This is a genomic window from Phenylobacterium sp. Root700 (assembly GCF_001429025.1).
GTDB lineage: Bacteria > Pseudomonadota > Alphaproteobacteria > Caulobacterales > Caulobacteraceae > Phenylobacterium.
The window spans coordinates 230,573-254,036 of sequence record NZ_LMHT01000015.1 but is presented as its reverse complement, the minus strand read 5'-3'; the positions used below and the strand labels follow the sequence as shown (position 1 = coordinate 254,036).

The following is a 23,464-nucleotide window of genomic DNA, read 5'->3' as shown; positions in this document are numbered from 1 at the left end:
TGTCCAGCCCTTCGCCTGCCCGGAAATTCCGCTCTTTTAGGGGCGCGCGAGACTTAAGCAGCGGCCATGCCAGTGTCAACGCGGCTAGGGTGACGGGTGCGTGAGCCGCAAGCGAATTCCGCAAATGAAAAGGCCCTCCCGGTGAGGGGAGGGCCAAATCACTTAGTGTCTGATCGCCTTAGAAGATCTCGATCAGGCCGGCGGCGCCCATGCCGCCGCCGATGCACATCGACACGACGCCCCATTTGGCCCCGCGACGCTTGCCTTCTTGCAGGATGTGGCCGGTCAGACGGGCGCCGGTCATGCCGTAGGGGTGGCCAATGGCGATCGAGCCGCCGTTGACGTTGTACTTTTCCGGATCGATGCCGAGCTTGTCGCGCGAGTAGAGGCACTGCGAGGCGAAGGCTTCGTTCAGTTCCCAGATGTCGATGTCGTCGATCTTCAGGCCATGACGTTCCAGCAGACGCGGCACGGCGAAGACCGGGCCGATGCCCATTTCGTCAGGAGCGCAACCGGCCACGGCCCAGCCGCGGAAGGCGCCGAGCGGGGTCAGGCCGGCCTTCGAGGCGGCCTTGGCTTCCATCAGCACCACGGCGGCGGCGCCGTCGGACAGCTGCGAGGCGTTGCCGGCGGTGATGAACTTGCCTTCACCGCGGACCGGCTGGAGCTTGGCCAGGCCTTCCAGGGTGGTGTCAGGGCGGTTGCACTCGTCGCGATCGACCAGATAGTCGACGATGCTTTCTTCCTTCGTCTCCTTGTTGACGACCTTCATCTTGGTCGCCAGCGGGACGATCTCGTCCTTGAACTTCCCGGCTTGCTGCGCGGCGGCCATGCGGCGCTGCGATTCCAGGCTGTATTCGTCCTGGGCTTCGCGGCTGACCTTGTAGCGTTCGGCCACGATGTCGGCGGTGTCGATCATCGGCATGAACAGGGCCGGGTATTGGGCGCTGAGGCTCTTGTCGAAGTTGTCGCCGCCGCCGCCGCCGCCCGGGAAGGACAGGGATTCGACACCCGCGCCGATCGCCACTTCGGCGCCGTCGTTACGGATGTAGTTGGCGGCGGTGGCGATGGTCTGCAGGCCCGAGGAGCAGAAGCGGTTGACGGTGGCGCCCGAGGTGGTGATCGGCAGGCCCGCGAGCAGCGCAGCCTGGCGGCCGAGGTTGCCGGCGCCGTGCGCCACGTTGCCCAGGATGACGTCTTCCACCGAAGCCTTGTCGACGCCTGCGCGTTCGACGGCGTGCTTGATCGCGTGGCCGGCCATGGTGACGGTGGGGGTCATATTGAACCCGCCACGACCCGACTTGGCCATGCCAGTCCGGGCGTAGGAAACGATTACGGCTTCACGCGTCATGAAAAAATCCTCCCGTCAAAAATTAAGACCGCCACGGCCACTATGAGATCCGTACGGTGTTTGATCGGGCGCGACCTTTGCATCCCAGCGCTTAGTTGGCTAGGGACGGACAGACGCCCGCGGGCCGTTTTTGCATTCGAGGTACGTCCCCTATGACGCACTCAAGCTTCCGTCGCTTTCCTCACGCCTTGAGCGTCTTCGCCGTCATGCTCGCGGCCAGCCTGATGCTGGTCGCCTGCGGCGATCGCGGGGGAACCGAGGGGGCGCCGCAGCCTGGAGATACGGCCGTGGCCAAGGTCGACGGCAAGACCGTCTGGGCCTCGGACGTGAAGCGCGAGGCGGTGGCCCAGGGGCTGATCGGCGAGGGCGAGCCGCTCGACATCTCCTCGGACCTGTTCCGCCGCGTGCTGGACGAGGTGGTCGACCAGAAGCTGCTGGCCGCCGAGGCCGTCACACGGAAGCTGGACAAAGATCCGGTCGCCCAGAAGCGGCTGGCCGCGGCGCGCGAGCGCATCCTGGGCGACATGCTGGTCGAGAGCGTGGTCTCCGGCGCGGTCAACGACAACGCCATCCGCGGCCTCTATCAAGAGCAGCTCAAGCTCGCCAAGCAGTCCGAAGAGATCCGGGCGCGCCAGATCCTGGTCGCCACCGAGGCCGAGGCCCTGGCCGTCGAGAAATTGGTCGCCACCGGCGCCTCCTTCGAGGCCTTGGCGATGGAGCGCTCCAGCGACGCGGCCACCCGCTTCAACGGCGGCGATCTTGGCTATTTCACCACCGACGTGATGCCCGAGGCCTATGCCGCCAATCTGAAGACCGCCAAGGTCGGCGACATTGTCGGGCCGTTCCAGACCGACGGCGGCTGGGCGATCATGAAGGTCGAGGACCGGCGGATGGAGCAGCCGATCACCCTGGAGGCCGCGCGGCCGCAGATCGTCCGCTTCCTGACCTATGACCAGGTTCGCGACCTGCTTGAGAAGCTGCGAAGTCGGGCGAAGGTCCAGACCCTGATCGGCGCGCCGCAGGACGTGCCCGGCCAGCCCAAGGAACCCGCCGACGCCCCGCCGCCCGCCAAGGCGGCCCCCCTGTCTCCGGATGCGGCGCAAGCCGCGCCGGCCGCCAAGACCGCGCCGGCGCCCGCCGCGCCCCCCGCTCAAGCCAAAGCCGCCAAGCCATGACCCGCACCCCCGCTCCCAAGAAGACCGCCGCGCCCAAGAAGAGCACCGCCGGCAAGGCCCTCGAGGCCGCCGCCAAGCCGGTGGAGGCGCTGGCTGGCGCTCTCGACCCCCTGGCCACGGCGCTGAAGCGCGCCACGACCAAGCAGAAGCCCGAGCCGCAACCGGCGGCCAAGCCCGGCAAGGCCGCGCTGCCGGTCTCGCCGCTGGCCGTTCCCTTCCCGCACTTGCCGCCGATCCCCGGCGTGCAGTTGGCGACCGGCCGGGCCGGCTTCTACAAGCAGGACCGCGAGGACCTGCTGGTCATGCGCTTCGCGCGCGGCACCTCGGCGGCCGGGGTCTTCACCCGGCACGGCATCGGTTCGGCCCCGGTCGACTGGTGCAAGAAGCATCTGGAGATGACCAAGGGCGCCGACGTCCGCGCCCTGGTGGTCAACGCCGGCTGCGCCAACTCCTTCACTGGCAAACCGGGGGCCGACGCGGTGCGCCGGGTCGCCTCGGCCGTGGCCAAGCGCTTCGACTGCCGCCAGCGCGACGTGATGGTCGCCTCGACCGGCGTGATCGGGGTGCTGCTGGACGACGCCAAGATCACCCATCGGCTGCCCGACGTGGACGCCAAGCTGGTCGACGACGGCTGGGCCGGCGCGGCCCGGGCGATCATGACGACCGACACCTTCCCGAAGGGCGCCTACGCCGAGGCGATGATCGACGGCGAGAAGGTGCGCATCGCCGGGATCTGCAAGGGCTCGGGCATGATCGCGCCGGACATGGCGACCATGCTGGCCTTCGTGGCCACCGACGCGGCGATCTCGCCGTCGGCGCTGCAGACCCTGGCCAGCCTCTACACCCGTACGACCTTCAACTGCGTCACGGTGGACGGCGACCGCTCGACCAACGACACCCTGCTGCTGTTCGCCACCGGCCAGTCCGGCGCCCCGAACATCAGCCGCGCCGGCGACAAGCGCCTGGCCGACTTCCGCGAAAAGCTGGAGGCGGTGCTGCTGGACCTGGCCCTGCAACTGGTCCGCGATGGCGAGGGCGCCAGCAAGTTCGTGAAGATCAATGTGAGCGGCGCCGAAAGCCAGGCTTCGGCCCGCAAGATCGCGCGCACGATCGCCGAGAGCCCGCTGGTCAAGACCGCCTTCGCCGGCGAGGACGCCAACTGGGGCCGGATCGCCATGGCCGTGGGCCGCGCCGACGAGCCGATCGACCGCGACCGGGTGAAGATCCAGTTCGGCCCCCTCGTCGCCGCCCAGGACGGGCTGATCTCGCCGACCTACGACGAGGCCAAGATGAGCGCCTACATGAAGAACCAGGAGCTCGAGGTCTCGGTGGACGTCGGGGTCGGGCGCGGCACCGCCAGCGTCTGGACCTGCGACCTGACCAAGCAATACATCGCCATCAACGGCGACTATCGGTCCTGAAACGACACCGCCCCCGGCTCGAGTTCGAACCGGGGGCGGATGATCGCGATCTCAATGTCCCGCGCCCGACGTGAGCCGGGCGCGGGCTTGATAGTCGTTAGTCCAGCGGGGTCCAGCGCTTGGCCGGGGCGCTGCTTTGGCCGCCCTGGCCTTGAGCCTTTTCACGCTTCGGGCCCTTGAACTGAGCTTGGCTGATCGGCGTGGTCGAGGCGCGTTCGCCGCCCGTGCGGGCGCCGTGCGGATGACGATCACCGCTGGCCTGGCCCTGACGTTGGCCGCCGCCGCCGCCGCCAGCCTTGGCGCCGGCGCTCGGACGGTTGCGCTGCTGGCGCAGGCCGCCCGGCAGATCGCTGCGGCCTTGCGGCTTGCGTTGACCACGATCGCCACGCTCGTTGTTGTTACGGCCGGCCTCGGCGCGTTCGGCGGCGATTTCCGGCATCGCCTGGGTCATGACGTGCAGACCCTTGTCGTTGCGGCGGTCGAAGGACGGGATGGTCTGACGCGTCACCTTCTGGATGTCGCGCAGCAGGTTACGTTCGTCGTCGGCGCAGAAGGCCACGGCCGAACCGCCAGCGCCGGCGCGGGCCGTACGGCCGATCCGGTGGACGTAGGATTCCGGCACGTTGGGCAGTTCGTACTGGACGACGTGGGTCACGGCGTCGACGTCGATGCCGCGGGCGGCGATGTCGGTGGCGACCAGGGCGCGGACTTCACCGGCCTTGAAGGACGCCAGCGAGCGTTCGCGTTGACCTTGGCTCTTGTCGCCGTGGATGGCCGCGGCTTCGACGCCGGCCGCTTCCAGCGACTTGGCCACCCGGTCGGCGCCGCGCTTGGTGCGGGTGAAGACGATGACGCGCTTGAAGTTCTTCTCGGCGAACAGTTCGCAGAGCAGGGCGCGCTTGCGGGCGGTCTCGACGAAGATGACCTTCTGGGTCACGCGCTCGACCGTGGTCGATTCCGGGGCCACCGCCACCTTGTGCGGGTTGGGGTTCAGCAGTTCGCTGGCCAGCTTGCCGATCTCGGTCGGCATGGTCGCCGAGAAGAACAGGTTCTGGCGATCCTTGGGCAGGTGCTTCACGATCCGGCGGATGGGCAGGATGAAGCCCATGTCCAGCATCTGGTCGGCTTCGTCGAGGACGAACATCTCAACGCCGCCCAGGGTGATGGACTTCTCGCCGAGGTGGTCGATCAGACGGCCGGGCGTGGCGACCAGCACGTCGACGCCGGGGGCCATGGCGCGCATCTGGCCGCCGTACTTCACGCCGCCGAACACCACGGCGACAGAGACGCCCATGTGCTTGCCGTAGGTCTTGAAGCTTTCGGCGATCTGGGTGGCCAGTTCGCGGGTCGGGGACAGCACCAGCACGCGGCAGCCGCGGCGGGGCGCGGGCTTACGGTCGGCGGCGAGGCGATGCAGGATGGGCAGGGCGAAGGCGGCGGTCTTGCCGGTCCCGGTCTGGGCGATGCCCAGCAGGTCGCGGCCGCTCATCACGCCCGGAATGGCCTGAGCCTGGATCGGGGTGGGCGTGGTGTAGCCCTCGTCGGCCAGGGCCTTGAGCAAGGATTTGTCGAGGCCGAGGTCAGTAAACTTGGTCAAAACGTATGTGTCTTTCACATATGCGCCGTGCCCGGCCGCTTGGCTGTGCCAAGGGTCGCGGGGGCGCGGGTCAGTTGTGGAAAGCCCCCGCGTGGCGGGGCGATCTATGCGATCTCTTCAAGCGCTCGACAGGCTGGGTTCGACTTGGAACCCATCACGCGACTGGAGCGCCGATATCGCCGCTTTTGCTGCAGCGCAGCGTGGAGATGAGGGTTTAGAGCAGAAAAGTCAAGCCAATCCAGCGTTGGAGCCGACTTGGCGGGAGCGGCGCCGCGGCGCCGCTCCCGTTGCATCGGCCGCTAGGCCGCTGATCGGATCAGGCGAACACGAAGTCGTCGGCCGCGAGATCAGAGGTGGAGACGCCTATCAGCCGCACCGCTCCTGACCCCAGGGCCAGGACGGCGTCGCCGTTGATGTCGGTGGTCAAGTGCGCCTGCACGTCGGCGAAACTGTGCAGGTTGGCGACGCCGGTCAGGTCGATGACGTCGCCCAGGCCTGCGCCGGCCTGGAAGTCGGTGATCGTGTCGTGGCCGGCGTCAGCCTTGAGCACGAACCGGTCCTCTCCCGCCCCGCCGGTCAACTGGTTGTCGACAGCGTTTCCGACGATGGTGTCGTCGCCCGAGCCGCCCACCGCGTTCTCGATGATCGCGCCGTAGGCGATGCTGATGTTGTCGTGCATCAGCGGATCGGTCGCCCCGATGATCTCACGCCAGCTCTCGCCGCCGTTAATGCCGTCCACCCCGTTGTTGTAGATTTCGTAGAGCAGCTCCGAACGCGCCGGCAGGCCGGCGGCGGCGTTGTTCGCGTTGATCTCCGCCAGGGTCAGGAAGTGGTCCACGCCACCGGCGCTGCTGAACGATCCGGGGTTGAGATCGATGTAGGACGGGGTGTCGTAGCCTGAGAGATCCAGGGTATCGACACCGCCCGCGTCCCAGATCGTGAACACCGGCGCCAGCTTGTGCGCCGTGAGCTGGAAGGCCGTGCGGTCGGCGAGATCGGCGGTGAAGTTGAAGCCGTAGGTCGTGTCCCCCGTGCGGGTGGTCGTATCCACGCCGTAGATCGCCTGGATCGCGACGACGTCGTGGACGAGAGGTGTCGGGGAATAGACGTACCGCATCGTGGCCCAGTCGATGTGCCGCGCGCCGGTCTCGTAGGAGTCCCAGTAGGACATCACGGTGTACTGGCGAGAGTCCTGGTAATAGTCGGCCAGGGCGTAGCTCAACGGGCCTTCGTCACTGGCGTTGTAGTCGCCCGGATGCGACAGCCCCAGGGCGTGCCCCGTCTCGTGGATGAGGGTCTGCATGCCATAGAAGCCCTCTTCCAGCTGCAGGCCGCTGACGGGGCCGGGGTTCACCCAGACGTCGCCTTCGATGTGCTGGTACTTCGCGCCGTAGGCCGTGCCGTGCGGTAGGTAGGCCCAGGCCTGGCCAGGTCCGGTGGTGGTCGTGGCGTAGGACAGGTCCCAGTTGCCGTGACCGACCGACTGCTCCTCGAAGCGCAGCGGAATGAGGTCGTCCCAGTATCCCAGCGCGTCGCGGGTCGCTGCGCGTTGGGCCTCGTTCATCGGCGAATAGCCGTACTTCTCGGCGGCTTCGTGGGGATTGTTGTAGATGCCCGTCGTGGTCGGCCCGTCATAGAAGCCGTAGGTCAGCGCCCCGTCCGAGAGGGCCTTGGCGCTCCATTCAAAGCCGGTGCGATTGAGTTGGGCGGCGATCTGTTCCGGTGTCCAGATCGGCAGATCTCGCATGGTTCCGCCCGCGTCGGGATCGGCCGATGCGTCGTATCGGATTTCGCGGTCCGCAGGCAGACCGGTTTCCAGGGTGATCGCCTCCCTAGGCGTCGTTATTTTTGTCATGAGCAATCCGTTGTGGAGTTGTCACGGTAAGCTTGGCTGTGTCGGCCTGACTCATAATCGCGTGGAGGTAGTCGCCGAGCCTTGAATACAGCAACGCTTACCTTTGGACGCTTATCAACGCACAAGGATCTTCAGGGGGCAATATCTGTCGTCGATCACGGAATGTGCAGTCGGATCTTGCGTGATGCATGTGCGACGTGATTGCATCTAGCCGTGTAGCGGCTGGCGGTCGGGGCGGGGCGTTCAGTTGTCGGTTGCATTCGGCGTGCAGTCCCGCGAGGAAGCGGCATGGCTGACACCAAACCCATGCTCTTCGTCGCCGCCGCGGCGCTCATCGACACCGACGGCCGCGTGCTGATCTGCAAGCGCCCGCAAGGCAAGCAATTGGCGGGCCTGTGGGAGTTTCCGGGCGGCAAGGTCGAGCCGGGCGAATCCCCCGAGGAGTGCCTGATCCGCGAGCTGGACGAAGAGCTGGGGATCAAGGTCGCGCACGCCTGCCTGGCCCCCTTCGTGTTCGCCAGCCACGCCTACGAGGCGTTCCACCTGATGATGCCGCTGTACCTTTGCCGGCGGTGGGAGGGCTTCGTGACCGCCAAGGAGCATGACGCCATCGCCTGGGTGAAGCCCGCCCAGCTTACCGACTATCCGATGCCCCCGGCCGACGAGCCGCTGGTCGCCTGGCTGCGCGACCTGATCTGAGCGCCAACGCGCGGGGTTAAGCGCGGGACGGCGGCGCCATGTGCGGTTAGCCTCCCCTCAGGCGGCGACAAGCCCGCCGCGAGGAGGATGCTCATGCCCCCGACTCCCCGGCCCAAGGCGGGCGCACGGTTCTTCGGCCTCTACCGCGGCCTCGTGGTCGCGAACCTGGATCCCCAGGGGATTGGCCGGCTCTCCGTCGTCTGTCCCGACGTGTCCGCGGTCGCCGGCTGGGCCATGCCTTGCATGCCGCTGGCCGGCCCCGGCATGGGCGCGGTTTTTGTGCCGCCGGTCGGCGCGAGCGTCTGGCTGCAATTCGAGGCGGGAGATCCGGGCCGGCCGGTATGGGTCGGCGGCTATTGGTCCAGCGCCGCCGAGACGCCCGCGGCCGCCCAGGCCGGACCGCCGTCAGGGCCGCCCATCGTGTTGCAGAGCGCGCTTCAGAACCGCCTGGTGATCAGCGACCTGCCCGGCCCGGCGGGCGGGGTGATGCTGCAGAGCGCCTCGGGCGCCACCATCCGCGTCACCGACGCCGGCATCACCATCGACAACGGGCAAGGCGCCAGCATCGTGCTGCACGGACCGGCGGTCACCATCAACGGCGGGGCGTTGGAGATCGTCTGATGCCCAGTGCGCTTCTCGACGCCGCCGCCGTGGTGATCTGCGCCCACGGCGGACGAGCCCACCCCGCCGCGCCGAGCGCCCGCGTGCGGGTGAGCGGTGCGCCGATCGTCACCGCGCCTGGTCCATGGCCGATCGCCGGTTGCCCCTTGCCGCCGCAGGCCGGCGGTCCCTGCCTGATCGCGCAGTTCACCACCGCCGCGACCCGTGTCACCTCGCTCGGTCAGCCGGTGCTGCTTACCGAGAGCTTCGCCATGGCCGCCCCCACCGGCGCGCCGTTGACGGTCGCGTCAGCGCAGAACCGGGTGCGCGGGGTCTGAAGCGCTCGTCTTGACCCGCCCGGCGCCTGCGCCTAGCCTTCGCCCGTCCCCAATGCGACGCGAAAAGGAGGGGTAAGCCATGACTGTTCTCAGCCGCACCACCCTTCGCTGCGTCGCCGAACAGGTATCCTGATACCGTAGGACTTTCGGCGAACGCCTGACCAGGCCTTCGAACCGAAGGATGTCCAGCCTTGCTAGACACATACGGCTGGAGCGAGACGCTCCAACGCCAATTCACCGACCATGCGGCGCGCGGCTTCGCGCCCGGCCGCGTCATTGTTCAACAGCGCGGGCTCTACCGGCTCGCCACCCCGCAGGGCGAGGTCTCGGCCGAGCTTTCGGGGAAATTCCTGCATGAGGCCCTGAGCGGCGATCACCCCGTCGCCGGCGACTGGGTCGCCTGCGCGGTGCGTGCGCAGGAGGGGGCGGCGACCATCCACCACCTGCTGCCGCGCTCCAGCGTGTTCATCCGTAGAGCGTCTGGCCCAGGCGGCGGCTCCCAGGTGGTGGCGGCCAATGTCGACCTCGTCCTGCTGGTCGCCTCGCTGAACGCCGACCTCAGCCTGCGCCGGCTGGAACGCTACCTGGCCACCGCCTGGGAGAGCGGCGCTCAGCCGGTGATCGTGCTCACCAAGGCCGACGCCTGCGAGGACGCGCAGGCCCTGATCGCGCAGGTGGAAGCGATCGCCTTCGGGGTTCCCGTCCACGCGGTCTCGGCGGTGACCGGCCAGGGTGTGGCGCAGGTTTCGAACCTGCTTGCGCCCGGCAAGACCGCCGTGCTGCTCGGCTCCTCGGGGGTAGGCAAGTCAACGCTCGTCAACGCCCTGGCCGGCGCGGAGCTGATGGCCACCGGCGGTGTCCGCGAGGATGACGCCAAGGGGCGTCACACCACGACCCACCGCGAACTGGTGGTCCTGCCGACCGGGGCGCTGGTCCTCGACACCCCAGGCATGCGCGAGCTTGGGCTATGGGATGCCGACGAAGGCGTAGCCGCGGCGTTCGGCGACATCGAGGCTCTGGCCGCCGCGTGCCGGTTCCGCGATTGCGGCCACCAGGCCGAGCCGGGCTGCGCGGTCCGCGCGGCGCTGGACCGCGGGGAGCTCGATGCGGGACGCTGGCGGAGCTACGGCAAGCTGCAGCGCGAGCTGGCCCATCTGGATCGCCGCGACGATCCCCGGGCCCAGGTCGAGAACCGCAAGCTGTGGATCCAGCGGCACAAGGCCTCGCGCCAGCGGCTGAAGCATCGCGATCGGGAGGCCTATTGAGGCGGCGGGCCGCCAGCCGAATGTGAAAAGGCCCGCGGTGAGCTCGGATCACCGCGGGCCTCTCAGGAGCCGAAGCTAGGCTTCAACCGGCTCGCTGCGACGCGCGCTGCGAACGTTGTTAGGTTGGACCCGAGTCCACGCGCGACGCCAGCCCCATATTTGGTGTCGGCCCGCGCGAAATGACGCACCTGACCTGTCTCGACGGTCTCTCGGCGCTCAGTTCACGGAAAGCTTGGATCAGAGTATCTGATCGACATGCCGACTTTGCGCCAACTTCGTTATCTGACCGCCCTGGCCGAGGAGCGGCATTTCGGTCGCGCCGCCGCGGCCTGCAACATCACCCAACCGGCGCTATCGATGCAGATCCGCGATCTGGAGGCCGAGCTGGACCTGGTCCTGGTCGAGCGCGGCCGTGGCGGCGTGGCGCTTACCGACGACGGCCGGGCGTTGGCCGAGCGGGCGCGGGCCCTGACGGCGGGCGTCAAGGACCTGGAGGATTTCGCGCGGGAACGGCGGGGCGTCCGCTCGCGGCGCCTGGCGCTCGGCCTCATTCCGACCGTTGCGCCCTATCTGCTGCCCAGGATCCTGCCGCTGCTGCAGGACGCCATTCCCGATCTGGATCTGAAGATCCGCGAAACCCGCACCGCGCTGCTGATGGCCGAACTGGCCGCCGGCGATCTGGACGCCGTGATCGCCGCCTTGCCGCTTCACGCGGAAGGCGTCGAGGTGGAGACCCTGTTCGAGGACCCGTTCCTGCTGGCCAGTCCGGCCGACGCTCCGCTGGCGGCGGTTGACCCGCGCGCCTTGCCCGGCGAGCGCCTGCTGCTGCTGGAGGAGGGCCATTGCTTGCGCGACCAGGCCCTGGGCGCCTGTGAGCTCAGCGATCTGTCGACCTTCGGCGCCACCAGCCTGACCACCTTGCTCCAGCTGGTCGCGCACGGGCAGGGGGTAACCCTGCTGCCGCGGATGGCGGCAGGCGACCTCGCCGATCCTCGGATCGCGCTGCGACGGTTTCCGGCGCCCGAGCCCAGCCGCACCATCGCCATGGCTTGGCGATCGGCCTCGCCGCGCCGCAAGCAGCTCAAGGAGCTCGCCGCGCGGATACGGGCGGAGGGCCCCGCCGCCCAATCCTGAGCCCGGCTGATTTGGTCGCCGCTCCGTCGGCTCTGGTCGAAAGGCCGCCGATGGCCGGCGCTAGTTGCGCGATGAGATGATCGCGCCGCGACGTCGAGTTCGCCGTCCTGGCCGATGGGTCAGGAGAGACGGCGGATGGCGGGGGGAGGACGGACGTATTCTAGGCTGCCGGGCGCCGCCGCCAGGATTTCGTTGATCCTGTGGGCCTTCGGCTATGTGCTGGTGGCGCTGCTGGCCTCGATGCTGGGGCGCGGCTCGTTCCTGTTGCAGTTCCTCATCCAGACGCCCTTGCTGGTGATCGCGTTGGCTCAAACGGCGGTGATCCATGTGCTGTGGCGCGCGCTCGCCACGCGCGGGCCGGTGATCCTGTGGCCGCTGCTGGCGCTGGCCTGTCTGACGGCCGGCGCGATCCAGAGCGCGGTCGACCTTGGCCTTTATGTCTGGCTGACCCGGGCGTTCTTTCCGGCCTGGGCCGCCTGGACGACCATCGATGCGTCCCGCATCGGCTTCGTGCTGATCCTCTATTCGTGGACCTTCTGCCTCAACGCCACGCTGTTCTGGGCGCTGAGATCGGAGGAGGCGGCGAAGGCGCAGCGGCGGCGGGCGGCGCAGGCGGAGGCCGTGGCCCAGGACGCCCGGATCGAAGCGCTGCGCTTCCAGCTCAATCCGCATTTCCTGTTCAACACGTTGAACGCCATCTCCAGCCTGGTGATCACCCATCGCAACGCCGAGGCCGAGGCGATGACCTCCCGGTTGGCCAGCTTCCTTCGCACCAGCTTCGACACCGATCCGAAGCAGCCGATTTCGCTGGCCGACGAGCTCGCGACCATCGAGTCCTATCTGGACATCGAAGGCGTCCGCTTCGGCGAGCGGCTGCACGTGACGTTTGATTGTCCGCCGGACCTGCTGGGCGCCCTGGTGCCCAGCTTCATCCTCCAGCCCCTGGTCGAGAACGCGGTGAAATACGCCGTGGCCCCCTCGCGACTGGGCGCGACGATCGGGGTGGCGGCGCGCGTGGCCGGGGGCGAGCTGACGATCTGCGTCAAGGACACCGGACGCGGCTGCGCCGCCCCATCGGTGGGCGGAACCGGCGTCGGCCTTCGCAATATCCGCACCCGCCTGGCCGCCCTCTACGGCCCGGCCGGGCGCCTGGAGACCGCGGCGCGCGACACCGGCTTCACCGCCACCGTCCGTCTGCCGCTGCATCTTGTAATCCCTTCGCCTGGAGTGGGCTGACCCATGCGTATCCTGCTGGTCGACGATGAAACCCTGGCGTTGGAGCGGCTCGAGACGCTCTTGGTCGATGTGCCCGACGTCGAGGTGGTCGGCGTGGCCCGCGACGGCGAGGAGGCCGCCGAGCAGATCGCCGCCTTACGCCCCGATCTGGTGCTGCTGGATATTCAGATGCCCAATCGCGACGGGCTTTGCCTGGCGCGGGCGCTGAAGGCGCGGCCGGACGCCCAGGTGGTGTTCGTCACCGCCTATGATCAGTTCGCCCTGGCCGCCTTCGATGTCGACGCCATCGACTACCTGCTGAAGCCGGTGGAGCCGGCGCGGCTGAAGCTGGCCGTCGACCGCGCGCGGCGACTGCGCGTGGTCGGGGCGCCGGAGCCGACCTTCGAGAGCGCCGAGCCCGAGGTCGTAAATGAACCCTACAGCGCGCCCTTCTGGGTGCGCCGGCCGCGCGGACTGGTGCGGGTCGAGATCGACAGCGTCGCCTGGATCGAGGCGGCCAGGGATTACGTGCTGCTGCATACCCCCAACCGATCCCACATGTACCGCAGCACGATGGACGCCCTGACCCCGCGCCTTGATCCGGCGTCGATGCTGCGGGTCAGCCGTTCGGCCTTCGTGCGCCGCGAGGCGGTGGTGCGGGTTCGCCGCCGCAGACGCGGGGTGCTGGTTTTGGAGCTTTCCGACGGGGCCGAAGTCCCGGTAGGAAACACCTATACCCATGCGGTGAGCCGCGAGTTCTTGCAGGTCTATGATGACGTCGACTGACGACTGGCTCGCGGGTTTCCTGGCCGCTGAGCGGCTGCCCGCGACCTACGCGCAAACCGTCGAGACCGTGGCGCTGCCGCTGGCCGAACGGATCGCTTCGAGCGTGCGGCCGGGCGGGATCGTGGTCGGGGTCTGCGGTTCGCAGGCCAGCGGCAAGTCGACCCTGACGGCGGTGGTCCGCCGGTTGCTGGAAGCGCGCGGCCTGAAGGTCGCGCTGTTCTCCCTGGACGACATCTATCTCACCCGCGCCGAGCGCCAGGTGCTGGCGCGGGACGTGCAACCGCTCTTGGCCACGCGCGGTGTTCCGGGAACCCACGACGTCGCCTGGGGCGAGGCGCTGCTGAGCGACCTGCGCCAGCCGGGGCCTGTGGTCCTGCCGGCCTTCGACAAGGCCAGCGACGACCGCAAGCCTGGCGAGACCTTCGAAGGTCCGGCTGACGTGGTGCTGTTCGAAGGCTGGTGCGTCGGCGCCCGGCCCCAGGCGCAGGCCGCCCTGGCCGAACCGGTCAACGCCCTGGAACGCGAGCGCGACCCGGACGGCGCCTGGCGGACCTACGCCAACACGGCGCTGGCTGGTCCCTACCAGGACCTGTTTTCAAAACTCGACATGCTGATCCTGCTGCAGGCGCCCAGCTTCGACGTGGTGTTGACCTGGCGGATCGAGCAGGAGCGCAAGCTGCGCGAGCGGCTGGCCCGCGAAGGCGGTGACGCCTCGCGCGTCATGAGCGACGATCAGGTCGAGACCTTCATCCGCCACTATGAGCGCCTGACCAGCTGGATCTTGGAAGAGATGCCGAGGCGGGCCGATATCGTGGTCCGCCTCGACGAGCGGCGACGCGCGTCGCCAGTGACCGCCTAGGCGGCCGGTTCGGCGTTCAGCACCTGGGTCAGCCGCTGGCGCAGGGCGTTGTCCTTTTGGACGGCGGCCGACATCTGGTTGTACTTCTCGGGCGTCAGGCCGCTGGCCTGCACGGCCTCGCCCATCTTGCCGATCATTTCCTTCTGGACGGTGGCCTTGGTCGGGCCGTCGGCGCCGACCAGCTTGGGGCTGTACTCGCCGTTGATCTTCTGGATCTGGGTCATGGCCTCGCCGAACGATTTCAACTCGGCGTCGGTGAAGCCGCCAGCGGCGGGCGCGGCGGCCGGAGCCTCAGCGGCAGGCGCCGTCTGGGCTTGAGCGGAGGCGGCGAAGGTGGAGGCGGCGAGCAGGCCGGCGGCCAGAATAGCAACACGCATACGGGGGTTCCTAACCTAATGGGTATCGAGCTCGATCAGCCTAGTGCGGCGGTCTGGACGAAAATACGACCAGAATGCGCCGAACGCCGATCTGCGACGATAGTGCGCAGGCGCTAGGCGCCTGCGGCGGACCTAGTCCTCTTCGCGCGGCAACGGGTTCTCGACCACGCCCAGGGCGTCGGCCAGACGCATCTTGGCCGAGCCGGGCTTCAGCGGTTTCTGCTGACTGGGATCGGGCGCCCAGCCGGTCAGGGTCAGGATTTCGAAGGTCGCGGGAACCCGGCCGTCCGGCTCGGCGAACTTCTCGACATAGAGCTCGCAGGCGCGGGCCAGGACCTGGCGGGTCAGCTGGCGCGGGTGGCGTTCGGCCAGCACGCTGGTCTCGCCCATGGCCCGCAGATCGGCCAGCAGCTTCAGCGGGTGGGCATAGCGGACGGTGACCCGGTCGACGTCGGCCACCGGCAGGGCGAAGCCGGAGCGTTGCAGCAGGCCCGCGGCGTCGTAGGCGTCGGCGAAGGGCGAGACCCGAGGCCCGGCTCCGCCGGTCAGCTCCGCCTCGGCCGCCAGCAGTGACTGGCGCAGCTCGGTCAGGGTCGCGCCGCCCAGCATCGAGCCGATGAACAGGCCGTCCGGCTTCAAGGCGCGGCGGATCTGGATCAGCGCCCCGACCACGTCGTTGGTCCAGTGCAGCGCCAGCGTGGAGACCACCAGGTCGAGGCTGCCGAAGGCGAAGGGCAGGCGCTCCTCGTCCGCGACCAGGCGCGGGCCGGTTCGGCCGGCCAGCATGGCGCCCGAGAGGTCGGCCTCGATCAGGCAGCCGACGCGGGGCTTGGCGTCGCTGAGCGCCAGGGCCTCCCCGAACGCTCCGTTACGCGCGCCCAGATCGACGGCGAGCGGGAAGTCGCGCATGATCGCTTCCAGGCGCACGACGGCGTCCTCGGCGGCGCGCCGCTTGAGGAAGTCGGCGTTGGCGTAGACGGCCGCGGCCCGGCTCAGGCGGGTGCGAAGCAGGTCGCGGTTGAAGAGGCGGGGCGGGGCGGACATTGGCGGCGGAACGCTTTTCGACTGGAAGCCTGTCAGATGGCGATGCGGCCCCCTGGTGGAAACCCGGGCCGCGCGCGAAGGCCGCGGTTCGTACCGCGCTCGACCTGCTTTTCCCACCCCAATCGCTGGATGACGGCCCCGCGCCGATGTCGACCGGCTTCAGCCCGGAGGCCTGGAGCCGCATTCCGTTCATCGACGGGCCGCTCCGCGACGGCTGCGGAACGCCCTTCGAGTATGACCTGAGGGAGGGCGTGCGCTGCGCCGATTGCATGGCCAAGCCGCGCGCCTTCGCGCGGGGCCGCGCCGCCTGCCTCTATGACGACGCCTCGCGCGGCGTGATCTTGCAATTGAAGCATGCCGACCGCACCGACCTGGCCCCGCTGCTGGCCCGCTGGATTAGCCGCTCGGCCCGCGATCTGCTGGCGGACGCCGACGCCATCGCGCCGGTCCCGCTGCATCCCAGCCGCCTGCTGGGCCGGCGCTACAACCAGGCCGCCGAGATCGCCCGGCCGCTGAGCCGCCTCACGGGCGTGCCCTATCTGCCGGACGCCTGGTGCGGTTGCGGGCCACCGAGACCCAGGGCGGCAAGTCGGGATCGGGACGGCGGCGCAATGTGGCCGCCGCCTTCGCCACCCCCGCCGGACGCGCCCATCAGGTGGCCGGCAAGCGCATCCTGCTGATCGACGACGTCATGACCACCGGCGCCACATTGGAAGGCTGCGCGAGGGCTCTACTGGCCGCCGGCGCGACGTGCGTTGATGTCGCAGTGGTTGCGAGGGTGAAAGAAGCGGCGAACCGCTCCATATAGATCGAACGCAGTTTTCACGTATTAGTCGAGCCATGGCCCAAGTCACCATCTACACGAAACCCTACTGTCCCTACTGCATCCGCGCGGTCTCGCTGCTGGAGAAGAAGGGAGCGCAGTTCACCGAGATCGAAGCCGCCTTCGATCCAGAGAAGCGCAAGGAGATGGTCCAGCGCGCGAACGGCGGCGCGACCTTCCCGCAGATCTTCATCGGCGATCAGCACGTCGGCGGCTGCGACGACATGATGGCGCTGGAATACGACGGCAAGCTGGACGCCCTGCTGGCCGCCTAGCCTTGAGCTTATGTGCGGCCTGACCTACGGGTGAGCCCATGACCCTGCGCGTCGGATTGATCCAGACACGAACGCCCGCCAGCCACGCCGCGGCGCTCGCCCATGTGGCGCCGCTGGTGCGCGAGGCCGCCGCCCAGGGCGCGACCTTCATCGCCACGCCCGAGGGAACCAACATCCTCCAGCGGGACAAGGCGCTCCTGCTGCCGCAACTGACGCTGCTGGCGGACGACCCCGTCGTCCAGGGCCTGCAGGCCCTGGCCGCCGAGCTGTCGGTGGCGATCCTGGTCGGCTCGGCCCTGGTCAAGCGTGAGGACGGCAAGGCCGCCAACCGCGCGGCCCTGATCTCGCCGCTGGGCGACATCGTCGCCACATACGACAAACTCCATATGTTCGATGTCGACCTGCCGACCGGCGAGAGCGCCCGCGAGAGCGAGACCTACGAGCCGGGCGACGAGGCCGTGGCGGTCCATGCCGGCCAGATGCGGCTGGGCCTGACCATCTGCTACGACGTTCGCTTCCCGGCCCTCTATCGCGCCCTGGCCATCGCCGGCGCGCAGGTGATCGTGACCCCGGCCGCCTTCACCCGGCCGACCGGCGAGGCGCACTGGGAGATCCTGCTGCGTGCCCGCGCCATCGAGACCGGCAGCTTCGTGCTGGCGCCCGCCCAGGGCGGCTTCCACGAGGACGGCCGCGGCACCTACGGCCGGACGTTGGCGGTTGGTCCGTGGGGCGAGGTGCTGGGCAAGCTCGATCACGACGAGCCCGGCGTGCTGGTCGTCGACCTTGATCTCGAGGCGGTGGACAAGGCGCGGACCGCGATCCCGGCCCTGGCCAATGCGCGAGCGTTCGAGACGCCTATATCTATCCTATGATCCGCTACGCGCTTTCCTGCGACAACGCCCATGAGTTCGAGGGCTGGTTCGGATCGTCGGATGATTTCGACGACCAGTCCAAGCGCGGCCTGATCGGCTGCCCGGTCTGCGACTCCAAGGCCGTGACCAAGCAGATCATGGCCCCCTCCGTCGCCGGCACGAAGAAGACCACCGACTTGGCCCCGCAGATGCGCTCGATGGTCATGGAGGCCATGGGCCGGGTGCGCAAACACGTCGAGGACAACTTCGACTATGTCGGCGACACCTTCGCCGACGAGGCTCGCGCCATCCACGAGGGCCGCTCCGAAGATCGCGGCATCTATGGCGAGGCGACGCCTGCCCAGATCAAGTCGCTCGCCGAGGATGGCGTCCCTGTCGCCGCCATGCCCCCGGCGCCGCCGAAGAAGTCGGAAGTGAATTAGCTTCTAGATCCCCGAGCTGTCGGCGAAGCCGACTGAGGGGGCCTTCGCGCAAGCCACACCATTCCCGTTGCCGCTCGTCCGCACGCCCCATAGGGTCGCTCCCATTATTGTGGAGCTGTTGATGATCCGTTCGATTTCCGCCGCCGCATTGGCGCTCGCCGCGCTCGCGTCCCCCGCCGCGGCCCAGACCCCGCGCCCCGACCAGCTGGCCTTCCGCGACCTCTACAAGGAGCTGATCGAGATCAATACGACGCTGTCGTCGGGCAGCTGCACCGCGGCTTCGCAGGCCATGGCCTCGCGCCTGAAGGCGGCGGGCTTCGCCGACGCGGACCTGCAGGTCATCGTGCCGGCGGCGCGTCCCAAGGACGGCAATCTGGTCGCCACGCTGAAGGGCTCCGATCCCAAGGCCAAGCCGATCCTGCTGTTGGCCCATATCGACGTGGTCGAGGCCAATCGCGCCGACTGGGAACGCGATCCCTTCAAGCTGATCGAAGAGGACGGCTTCTTCTACGCCCGCGGCGCCAGCGATGACAAAGCCCAGGCGGCGGTGTGGACCGACAGCCTGATCCGCTTCAAGCAAGAGGGCTTCAAGCCCCGGCGCACCATCAAGATGGCGCTGACCTGCGGTGAGGAGACGCCCGACACCTTCAACGGCGTCCAGTACCTGATCCAGAACCACCGCGACCTGATGGACGCCGCCTTCGTGCTCAACGAGGGCTCGGGCGGGCGGCTCGACGCCAAGGGTAACCGCATCTCGCTCGGCATCCAGGCCGGCGAGAAGGTCTATCAGGACTACACCCTGGAAGTGACCAACAAGGGCGGCCACTCCTCGGCCCCGGTGCGCGACAACGCCATCTATCACCTGTCGGCCGGGCTCTCGCGCCTGGGCCTCTACGACTTCCCGGTGAAGCTGAACGACGCCGTCCGCGCCAATTTCGAGCGCATGGCGGTGATCGACGGCGGTGAAACCGGCAAGGCCCTGGCCGCCGTGGCCAAGAACCCCGCCGACGCGGCGGCTGTCGCCATCGTCGCCCAGGAGCCGGGCCGCAACTCGATGATGCGCACCACCTGCGTGGCCACCATGGTCAATGCCGGCCATGCCCCCAACGCCCTGCCGCAGCGGGCGCGGGCCAATGTGAACTGCCGCATCCTGCCCGGCGAGGGCGTCGAGGAAACCCGCCTGGCCCTGGTCAAGGTGCTCGGCGACGACGCCATCAAGGTGACGACCGTGGGCGAGCCCAGCCCCGTCTCGCCGCCGCCGACCCTGGGCAAGTCGATCACCGATCCGGTCGAGAAGGTCGCCGCCAAGCTGTGGCCCGGCGTGCCGCTGGTTCCGGTGATGGCGACCGGCGCCACCGATGGCCGGTTCCTGAACGCGGTCGGTATTCCGACCTACGGCTTGACCGGCTTCTTCGGCGAGCCGGGCGGCAACGGCGCTCACGGCCTGAACGAGAAGATGCGCGTCCGCTCGCTCTACGAGGGCCGCGACTTCCTCCACGAGGTGGTGAAGATCTACGCGACGCAGAAGTAGTCCCACACACCGTCATCCTCCGGTCTCGCGAAGCGAGATCCGGGGGACCCATACTGCGTGGCAGGTTCTGCAACTCAGCTTGGGTCCCCCGGATCAGCCTGCGGCTGACCGGAGGATGACGAGCTGGGCGCTAAAACGTCTTCCGCAGCCCCAGCGACAGCACATAGCCCTGGCCCTGCACCTCGCCGCGCAGGCGGGTGGTGGTGGCCGCCGGCGTGCCTTCATAGAAGGTGGTGTCGTGCAGGACGTCGCTGGAGGCGAAGTCGATATAGGTCAGCGCGGCGTCCAGCTTCAGGCTACCCGTGACCTGGGCCGTGGCCCCGGCGCTGTAGAGCCAGCGGTCGCCGTCCGGCACCCGGGTGGTGCGGGCGTCGTCCGGCGTCGGCGTGGGATCGTATTGCACGCCGGTCCGCAGGGTCAGGCGGTCGTTGACCGCGTAGTCGAGGCCGACCCCGCCCGAGGTGGTGTCCTTGTAGCCCTGGAACAGGGTTTCGCCCCCGCCGCCGGCGAACTTGACGTCGATGGCCTTGAACTCGCTCCAGCCGATCCGCTGCACCTGGGCGTCGAGCGTGAGCTTGTCGGTCGCTCGCCAGCGAGCGCCCAGGGTGGCGACCCACGGGGTGGCGAAGGCCGCCGAGCCGTCGATGTCGCGGTTGGCCGGCGCCAGCGGTCCGAGCAGCCCCGCGACCAGGACGCGGCCGTCCAGGTCGTGCTCGATCTTGGCGCGATAGCTGGCGCCCAGGCTTACCTTGCCCAGGTGCGCCTGGGCGCCGGCGGACCAGCCGAAGTCCCAGCCGTCGCCGCTGAGCTGCGAGACCCCGTCGGGCAGGGCCGGCGAGAGATTGGGATAGGCGGTCTGCAGCTTGGCCTCGGTGTGCTGGGCGCTGACCCCCAGCCCAACGTCCAGCCAGTCGGTCACCTGCATGGCGCCGGTGAGCTGGATGTCGGCCGTGGTCAGGCGTGAGGTCAGGGCGTCGTACCTGGCCCAGGAGTTCCCGCGATACTCGGTGGTGAAGTTGAAGGGCGCGGCCACCGAAAGCCCCAGGGCGAAGTGATCGCCAATCGGCGTGGCGATGGCGAAGTTCGGCGCGACGCCGTTCTGGATCGGGTTGAAGGCGCGCGGCTCGCCCTGCACCGGGATGGTCGTCCCGCCCGGATAGGTGATGGTCGAGCCCTGGTTCGTCACCTTGGCGTCGACGAACACGGCGTGCAGGCCGCCATAGATCTCGCGCGGCGAGCGGGCGATGGCGGCGGGGTTCCACCATAGCGACGAGACGCCCTGGTCGGCGACCTCGCCGGAATAGGCGCGGCCGGCGCCGCGCACCGACTGTTCCTGGAGATAGTAGCCGGCGGCCTGGGCCTGCGAGGCTGTCAGGGCGACGATGGCGGTGGTCGCCGCCAGGATTGTCGAGCGGGTCATGATGCGTGTCTTCACGGGGGAAGGGGAGGTTCCGGCAGCCGCGGGGGCTTGAGCGCAGAACACCGAACACGCCGGTTTGTTGCAGGATCGGCCGCTCCGCCTTGCCAAGCGGGCCTCATCGCGCGACAACGAAATAAATTGGCATGGAGGATGCCATGAGTGCATCTGATGGTTCTGCGAAAGTCGGTCGGACCCTGGCGGACTCGGTCCCCCATTGGCCGGCGCGGGTAAAGCCGCCCAAGGGATCGCCCAACATCCTGGTGGTGTTGTTCGACGACGTCGGCTTCTCCGACTTCGGCTGCTACGGCTCTCCGATCAAGACGCCGACCATCGACGCCCTGGCGGAGGACGGCCTGCGCTACACCGGCTTCCACACCACGGCGATGTGTTCGACCACCCGCGCGGCGCTGCTGACCGGACGCAACCACCACTCGGTCGGCATGGGCTGCCTGGCCAATTTCGATTCAGGCTTCCCCGGCTATCGCGGCAAGATCGCCCACGAGGCCGGGACCCTGCCCGAGATGCTGCGGGCCCAGGGCTACGGGACCTACATGGTCGGCAAGTGGCACGCGACGCCGCTCAGCCAGGTGGGCGCCAGCGGGCCGTTCGACGGCTGGCCGTTGGGGCGGGGGTTCAACCGCTACTACGGCTTCATGGACGCCGAGACCGACCACTATTCACCTGAGCTGGTTCGCGACAACACCCCCATCGACGCCCCCGGCCACTTCCCGGACGGCTACCACCTGACCACCGACCTGGTGGACGAGAGCATCCGCTTCGTCGCCGACCACATCGCCGACGCGCCCGATCAGCCTTGGCTGCTGTGGTTGGGGCTGGGCGCCTGTCACGCGCCGCACCAGGCGCCGAAGGAGATCATCGAGAGCTACGACGCGGTCTTCGCCGAAGGTTGGGACGTCGAGCGCGAGCGCCGCCTGGAGCGCCAGAAGGCTCTGGGGATCGTGCCGCCGGAAACCCAGATGCCGCCCCGCAACGACGGGGTGAAGGCCTGGGCCGACCACAGCCCCGACGAACAGCGGGTGTTCACCCGCCTGCAGAGCGCCTTCGCCGGCATGCTCGACCACGCCGACCGGCAACTGGCGCGGCTGGTGAGCTTCCTCGAGGAGGCGGGCGTCAAGGACGACACCCTGATCCTGGTGCTGTCGGACAATGGCGCCAGCCAGGAGGGCGGCCCCCTGGGCTTCGTCAACGCCATGGGCCCCTACAATATGAAGTTCGAGCCGATGGCCGAGAAGCTCGCCAACATCGAGAACATCGGCGGGCCCGACAGCCACTCGAACTTCCCGCTCGGCTGGGCGATGGCGTCCAACACGCCGCTGCGCCGCTACAAGCAGAACACCCACGGCGGCGGCATCCGCGACCCGCTGGTGATCTCCTGGAAGAACGGTGTCGCCGCGCGCGGCGAGACGCGGGGCCAGTTCGCCCATGCCAGCGACTTCACCCCGACCTTGCTCGACATGCTGGGCCTGACCTCGCCGCAGGTGATCGCCGGGGTGCCGCAGATGCCGATCGAGGGCGTCAGCTTCGCGGCCTCGATCACCGACCCCGCCGCGCCCTCGAAGGCCAGCCCGCAGTATTTCGAGATGTTCGGCCATCGCGGCCTCTGGAAGGATGGCTGGAAGGCTGTGGCCTTCCACCCGCCGGGCGCGGCTTTCGAGAGCGACCGCTGGGAGCTCTACCACCTCGACGCCGACTTCTCGGAAACCAGGGACCTGGCCGAGCAGGAGCCCGAACGCCTGAAGGCCCTGGTCGATGAGTGGTGGGCCCAGGCCGAGCGCTGCAACGTCCTGCCGCTGGACGACCGCTTCGGACCGCGCTTCGCCGAGAACGCCCTGCGCCACCAGGGACATCGCAAGAGCTTCGCGTTCCACAAGGGCATGGGGCATCTGCCGGGCGACTGCGCGCCCGACGTGCGCTCGCGCTCCTACTTCATCGAGGCCGACGTCAATTTGGGCGAGGGCGACCAGGGGGTGTTGATCGCTCACGGCGACGCCACCAGCGGCTACAGCCTGTTCGTCCGCGACGGCCGCCTGCACCACACCCTGAACATCGGCGGCCTGCGGACCACGGTCAGTTCGGAGCAGGAGGTCGCGCCCGGGCGCCGCAAGCTCGGCGTCCGCGTGATCCAGGGCGATGGCCGCCGGTTCACCCTGACGGTCGACGGCCAGCCGGCCGGCGAGCTCTCGACCCATCTCGGCTTCATGACCCTGATCTCCTGGTCGGGGCTCGACATCGGCCGCGACCGGGGCAGCGCGGTCGGCGACTACGCCCAGCCGTTCACCTTCACTGGCGCCCTGCGGACCGTCACCGTCACCATGGACGCCGACCAGGATCTGGACGGCGACGCGGTCGGCGAAGCCGAGATGGCGCGGCAGTAGCGGGCGCCG

Annotated in this window: 22 protein-coding genes; 16 read left to right on the top strand and 6 right to left on the bottom strand. The window is 68.7% G+C overall.

The genetic code is table 11. The features are described 5' to 3' along the window. Nucleotides 1–178 precede the first annotated feature (178 nt). Nucleotides 179–1,351, bottom strand: coding sequence for an acetyl-CoA C-acyltransferase (locus tag ASE02_RS10770; protein ID WP_056733992.1), 1,173 nt, complete (start codon nt 1,349–1,351; stop codon nt 179–181). A 152-nt stretch (nt 1,352–1,503) separates the two neighbouring features. Here ASE02_RS10770 and ASE02_RS10765 point away from each other — a divergent pair, with 152 nt between their 5' ends. Together ASE02_RS10765 and argJ are read left to right on the top strand one after the other, a co-directional pair. Further along, nucleotides 1,504–2,526, top strand: coding sequence for a peptidylprolyl isomerase (locus ASE02_RS10765; protein ID WP_056733989.1), 1,023 nt, complete (start codon nt 1,504–1,506; stop codon nt 2,524–2,526). Further along, a complete protein-coding gene (gene argJ, locus ASE02_RS10760; protein WP_056733987.1) occupies nt 2,523–3,947 on the top strand; it encodes a bifunctional glutamate N-acetyltransferase/amino-acid acetyltransferase ArgJ in 1,425 nt (474 codons plus the stop codon). Before ASE02_RS10765 ends, argJ begins: the two co-directional genes overlap by 4 nt. 97 nt (nt 3,948–4,044) lie before the next feature. Here argJ and ASE02_RS10755 read toward each other — a convergent pair whose 3' ends face one another. Beyond that, on the bottom strand, nt 4,045–5,544 hold the full coding sequence (locus ASE02_RS10755; protein WP_056733985.1) for a DEAD/DEAH box helicase: 1,500 nt from the start codon (nt 5,542–5,544) through the stop codon (nt 4,045–4,047). Nucleotides 5,545–5,860: 316 nt separating this feature from the next. Then, nucleotides 5,861–7,399 carry a M10 family metallopeptidase C-terminal domain-containing protein gene (locus ASE02_RS23230; protein WP_082602001.1) on the bottom strand — a complete coding sequence of 513 codons (1,539 nt, stop codon included), beginning with the start codon at nt 7,397–7,399 and terminating at the stop codon, nt 5,861–5,863. A 288-nt stretch (nt 7,400–7,687) separates the two neighbouring features. On the opposite strand from ASE02_RS23230, the gene mutT reads away from it, so the two are divergent. From mutT to ASE02_RS10710, 8 genes are all read left to right on the top strand, one after another. Then, on the top strand, nt 7,688–8,098 hold the full coding sequence (gene mutT, locus ASE02_RS10745; protein WP_056733981.1) for an 8-oxo-dGTP diphosphatase MutT: 411 nt from the start codon (nt 7,688–7,690) through the stop codon (nt 8,096–8,098). A gap of 93 nt (nt 8,099–8,191) precedes the next feature. Then, complete coding sequence (locus ASE02_RS10740) at nt 8,192–8,719, top strand: phage baseplate assembly protein V (RefSeq protein WP_056733979.1); 528 nt, start codon at nt 8,192–8,194, stop codon at nt 8,717–8,719. Beyond that, on the top strand, nt 8,719–9,036 hold the full coding sequence (locus ASE02_RS10735; RefSeq protein WP_056733977.1) for a hypothetical protein: 318 nt from the start codon (nt 8,719–8,721) through the stop codon (nt 9,034–9,036). The genes ASE02_RS10740 and ASE02_RS10735 overlap by 1 nt, the downstream gene beginning before the upstream one ends. Nucleotides 9,037–9,227: 191 nt before the next feature. Continuing rightward, entirely contained in the window at nt 9,228–10,301 is a 1,074-nt protein-coding gene (rsgA, locus tag ASE02_RS10730; protein ID WP_056733975.1) for a ribosome small subunit-dependent GTPase A, read from the top strand. Between the two features lie 264 nt (nt 10,302–10,565). Beyond that, on the top strand, nt 10,566–11,435 hold the full coding sequence (locus ASE02_RS10725; protein ID WP_235536665.1) for a LysR substrate-binding domain-containing protein: 870 nt from the start codon (nt 10,566–10,568) through the stop codon (nt 11,433–11,435). A 192-nt stretch (nt 11,436–11,627) separates the two neighbouring features. Beyond that, nucleotides 11,628–12,671 (top strand): sensor histidine kinase, encoded by a 1,044-nt coding sequence (locus ASE02_RS10720; RefSeq protein WP_056733971.1) that lies wholly within the window; start codon nt 11,628–11,630, stop codon nt 12,669–12,671. 3 nt (nt 12,672–12,674) lie between these two features. Then, on the top strand, nt 12,675–13,436 hold the full coding sequence (locus tag ASE02_RS10715) for a LytTR family DNA-binding domain-containing protein (protein ID WP_056733968.1): 762 nt from the start codon (nt 12,675–12,677) through the stop codon (nt 13,434–13,436). Continuing rightward, a complete protein-coding gene (locus tag ASE02_RS10710; RefSeq protein WP_056734042.1) occupies nt 13,423–14,295 on the top strand; it encodes a hypothetical protein in 873 nt (290 codons plus the stop codon). The genes ASE02_RS10715 and ASE02_RS10710 overlap by 14 nt, the downstream gene beginning before the upstream one ends. Here the strand turns inward: ASE02_RS10710 and ASE02_RS10705 are convergent. Together ASE02_RS10705 and ASE02_RS10700 are read right to left on the bottom strand one after the other, a co-directional pair. Continuing rightward, on the bottom strand, nt 14,292–14,672 hold the full coding sequence (locus ASE02_RS10705) for a DUF4168 domain-containing protein (RefSeq protein WP_056733967.1): 381 nt from the start codon (nt 14,670–14,672) through the stop codon (nt 14,292–14,294). The genes ASE02_RS10710 and ASE02_RS10705 overlap by 4 nt on opposite strands. Nucleotides 14,673–14,804: 132 nt before the next feature. Further along, nucleotides 14,805–15,716 (bottom strand): methyltransferase domain-containing protein, encoded by a 912-nt coding sequence (locus ASE02_RS10700; protein WP_056733965.1) that lies wholly within the window; start codon nt 15,714–15,716, stop codon nt 14,805–14,807. 553 nt (nt 15,717–16,269) lie between these two features. Here ASE02_RS10700 and ASE02_RS23335 point away from each other — a divergent pair. The 5 genes from ASE02_RS23335 (at nt 16,270) to ASE02_RS10675 (ending at nt 19,639) form a co-directional block, all read left to right on the top strand. Further along, on the top strand, nt 16,270–16,524 hold the full coding sequence (locus ASE02_RS23335) for a ComF family protein (RefSeq protein ID WP_369818544.1): 255 nt from the start codon (nt 16,270–16,272) through the stop codon (nt 16,522–16,524). A 32-nt stretch (nt 16,525–16,556) separates the two neighbouring features. Then, nucleotides 16,557–16,814 (top strand): glutaredoxin 3, encoded by a 258-nt coding sequence (gene grxC, locus ASE02_RS10690; RefSeq protein ID WP_056733963.1) that lies wholly within the window; start codon nt 16,557–16,559, stop codon nt 16,812–16,814. Between the two features lie 38 nt (nt 16,815–16,852). Next, a complete protein-coding gene (locus ASE02_RS10685; protein WP_056733961.1) occupies nt 16,853–17,686 on the top strand; it encodes a carbon-nitrogen hydrolase family protein in 834 nt (277 codons plus the stop codon). Continuing rightward, complete coding sequence (locus tag ASE02_RS10680) at nt 17,683–18,108, top strand: DUF1178 family protein (protein ID WP_056733959.1); 426 nt, start codon at nt 17,683–17,685, stop codon at nt 18,106–18,108. The genes ASE02_RS10685 and ASE02_RS10680 overlap by 4 nt, the downstream gene beginning before the upstream one ends. Nucleotides 18,109–18,229: 121 nt before the next feature. After that, nucleotides 18,230–19,639: a M20/M25/M40 family metallo-hydrolase gene (locus ASE02_RS10675; RefSeq protein ID WP_056733957.1), complete on the top strand. Its 1,410-nt coding sequence runs from the start codon at nt 18,230–18,232 to the stop codon at nt 19,637–19,639. 130 nt (nt 19,640–19,769) lie between these two features. Here ASE02_RS10675 and ASE02_RS10670 read toward each other — a convergent pair whose 3' ends face one another. Further along, nucleotides 19,770–21,059 carry an OmpP1/FadL family transporter gene (locus ASE02_RS10670; RefSeq protein WP_056733955.1) on the bottom strand — a complete coding sequence of 430 codons (1,290 nt, stop codon included), beginning with the start codon at nt 21,057–21,059 and terminating at the stop codon, nt 19,770–19,772. Nucleotides 21,060–21,214: 155 nt separating this feature from the next. On the opposite strand from ASE02_RS10670, the gene ASE02_RS10665 reads away from it, so the two are divergent. Then, on the top strand, nt 21,215–23,455 hold the full coding sequence (locus ASE02_RS10665; protein WP_056733954.1) for an arylsulfatase: 2,241 nt from the start codon (nt 21,215–21,217) through the stop codon (nt 23,453–23,455). Nucleotides 23,456–23,464 lie beyond the last annotated feature (9 nt).

Bases quoted from the DNA above. Each gene is read 5' to 3' on its own strand.
- ASE02_RS10770 (WP_056733992.1), bottom strand. From the start codon at position 1,351: ATGACGCGTGAAGCCGTAATCGTTTCCTACGCCCGGACTGGCATGGCC.
- ASE02_RS10765 (WP_056733989.1), top strand. From the start codon at position 1,504: ATGACGCACTCAAGCTTCCGTCGCTTTCCTCACGCCTTGAGCGTCTTC.
- argJ (WP_056733987.1), top strand. From the start codon at position 2,523: ATGACCCGCACCCCCGCTCCCAAGAAGACCGCCGCGCCCAAGAAGAGC.
- ASE02_RS23230 (WP_082602001.1), bottom strand. From the start codon at position 7,399: ATGACAAAAATAACGACGCCTAGGGAGGCGATCACCCTGGAAACCGGT.
- mutT (WP_056733981.1), top strand. From the start codon at position 7,688: ATGGCTGACACCAAACCCATGCTCTTCGTCGCCGCCGCGGCGCTCATC.
- ASE02_RS10740 (WP_056733979.1), top strand. From the start codon at position 8,192: ATGCCCCCGACTCCCCGGCCCAAGGCGGGCGCACGGTTCTTCGGCCTC.
- ASE02_RS10735 (WP_056733977.1), top strand. From the start codon at position 8,719: ATGCCCAGTGCGCTTCTCGACGCCGCCGCCGTGGTGATCTGCGCCCAC.
- ASE02_RS10715 (WP_056733968.1), top strand. From the start codon at position 12,675: ATGCGTATCCTGCTGGTCGACGATGAAACCCTGGCGTTGGAGCGGCTC.
- ASE02_RS10710 (WP_056734042.1), top strand. From the start codon at position 13,423: ATGACGTCGACTGACGACTGGCTCGCGGGTTTCCTGGCCGCTGAGCGG.
- ASE02_RS10705 (WP_056733967.1), bottom strand. From the start codon at position 14,672: ATGCGTGTTGCTATTCTGGCCGCCGGCCTGCTCGCCGCCTCCACCTTC.
- ASE02_RS10700 (WP_056733965.1), bottom strand. From the start codon at position 15,716: ATGTCCGCCCCGCCCCGCCTCTTCAACCGCGACCTGCTTCGCACCCGC.
- grxC (WP_056733963.1), top strand. From the start codon at position 16,557: ATGGCCCAAGTCACCATCTACACGAAACCCTACTGTCCCTACTGCATC.
- ASE02_RS10685 (WP_056733961.1), top strand. From the start codon at position 16,853: ATGACCCTGCGCGTCGGATTGATCCAGACACGAACGCCCGCCAGCCAC.
- ASE02_RS10680 (WP_056733959.1), top strand. From the start codon at position 17,683: ATGATCCGCTACGCGCTTTCCTGCGACAACGCCCATGAGTTCGAGGGC.
- ASE02_RS10675 (WP_056733957.1), top strand. From the start codon at position 18,230: ATGATCCGTTCGATTTCCGCCGCCGCATTGGCGCTCGCCGCGCTCGCG.
- ASE02_RS10670 (WP_056733955.1), bottom strand. From the start codon at position 21,059: ATGACCCGCTCGACAATCCTGGCGGCGACCACCGCCATCGTCGCCCTG.
- ASE02_RS10665 (WP_056733954.1), top strand. From the start codon at position 21,215: ATGAGTGCATCTGATGGTTCTGCGAAAGTCGGTCGGACCCTGGCGGAC.